General features: G+C 63.2%; 2 protein-coding genes and 1 pseudogene. All 3 read left to right on the top strand.

Features of this window, described 5'->3' with window-relative positions; all coding sequences use genetic code 11:
• A pseudogene (locus tag ENZ74_RS31100) lies at positions 1-411 on the top strand (tRNA epoxyqueuosine(34) reductase QueG); the annotation flags it as partial.
• Positions 408-1,307, top strand: a complete 900-nt coding sequence (locus ENZ74_RS31095) for an SDR family oxidoreductase (RefSeq protein ID WP_063170414.1) — start codon at positions 408-410, stop codon at positions 1,305-1,307. The pseudogene ENZ74_RS31100 and the gene ENZ74_RS31095, both read left to right, overlap by 4 nt.
• 149 nt (positions 1,308-1,456) lie before the next feature.
• Positions 1,457-1,711: penicillin-insensitive murein endopeptidase (locus ENZ74_RS31090; RefSeq protein ID WP_206522376.1), on the top strand; the 255-nt coding region annotated here is incomplete at its 3' end.

Genomic DNA, 1,711 nt, shown 5'->3' with positions numbered 1-1,711 from the left:
TGTTTAGCCGCCTGCCCGTGGAACAAATTCGCCCGGGCGGCTTCGGAAGCAAAACTCGCCGCGCGCGATGATCTGCGCGAACCACCGCTCGCCGACCTTTTGGGTCTCGATGACGCGGCCTTCCGCGCTTTCTTCTCCGGTTCGCCGATAAAACGCATCGGCCGCGATCGGTTCATCCGCAACGTGCTGATCGCCGCCGGCAATTCCGGCGATGCCTCTCTTGCCGACACTGTGCGCGCCTTGCTGGACGATGCCTCGCAGCTGGTGCGGGGCGCGGCAATTTGGGCGCTGGCGCGGCTGGTGCCCGATGCCGAATATTCAGAAAGGGCAGCCCTCGGCCTGAAAACCGAGAGCGACGAAGCCGTGCGCGACGAATGGCGTCTGGCGCGGCCAACCAGGGCGAATGCATGAGCGAAAAGCAGATATTCATCTTCGGCGCCGGCTATTCCGGCAGGGCTTTTGCTCGGGCCAACAAAGGCGCCGCGACGATCTTCGGCACGACACGCTCGCCGGAAAAATTCGAGACGCTACGGCAGGCCGGCATCGCCCCGCTGCTGTTCGACGGTGCGCTGACCGAGGAAATCGGCGATGCACTGGAAAAGACAACGCATCTGCTGATTTCGGTCGCCCCGGAGGAGGCTGGCGATCCCGTGCTGGGTGCCGCCCGAGAGGCAATCGCTCAAATGCCGGCGCTGGAATGGATCGGCTATCTCTCTACGGTCGGGGTTTACGGCAATTATGACGGCGCCTGGGTCGATGAAACGGCTGAATGCCGGCCGGTGTCGAAGCGTTCGATGATGCGGGTGGCGGCAGAGCAGGACTGGCTGGAGCTGGGCCGCGAGATTCGCCGGCCGGTGGCGATCCTGCGACTCTCCGGCATTTACGGGCCGGGCCGCAATGCCCTGCTCAATCTGGAAAACGGCAGCGCAAGGCGGCTGGTCAAGCCCGACCAAGTGTTCAACCGCATTCATTGCGACGACATTGCAGGCTCCCTGTGGCAGCTCATCCAAGGCAATAAAGGCGGCATCTTCAACGTCACCGACGATCTGCCGGCGCCGCCGCAGGACGTCGTCGCCTATGCCGCATCATTGATGGGCATCGAACCGCCGCCCGAGATTCCTTTCGACGCCGCCCAACTTTCGCCCATGGCGCGGTCCTTCTATGGCGAGAACAAGCGCGTCGGCAACGCGGCGATCAAGGCGGCGGGCTATTCCCTGCGCTTTCCGGACTACCGCGCCGCCTTCGACCATATGTGGGCGAGCGGCGACTGGCGCGACGGCGAGGCGCGCAGCCCGATGAAGCGCTAAAAGCAATTCCAGGAAAAGTGTGACACGGTTCTCCGTCCGGGATTGCGTCAAAACAGAGATAGAGCGGTTCACCGTTTCGGTGAACCGCTCTATCGATCGAAGCGTTCCGCGTTGCATGCTATGATTCGGCCTGGTGGGGATCCGGTTTCATGAAAACACCGATACAGCCATCTCTCGGCAAAAAATTCAGGCTGGCGGCCGCTCTCGGCCTGTTCGTCCTTGCCGGTCTAGCCGTACGGCCGGCCGCGGCCGAGGAACGGGCAAAAGACCTGTTCGGCGCCAAGAAACTGCCAGCCGCGAGCGCGGCGCAATCGATCGGCTTCTATTCCAAGGGCTGTTTTGCCGGCGGCGTCGCCATTCCCATGGACGGTCCGACCTGGGAGGTGATGCGGCCGTCCCGCAAC

Origin of the sequence: Mesorhizobium sp. M7A.F.Ca.CA.002.15.2.1 (assembly GCF_003998715.1) — a bacterium.
GTDB lineage: Bacteria > Pseudomonadota > Alphaproteobacteria > Rhizobiales > Rhizobiaceae > Mesorhizobium > Mesorhizobium ciceri.
The sequence above is the reverse complement of the archived record's forward strand: the minus strand, read 5'-3'. Positions and strand labels throughout refer to the sequence as shown.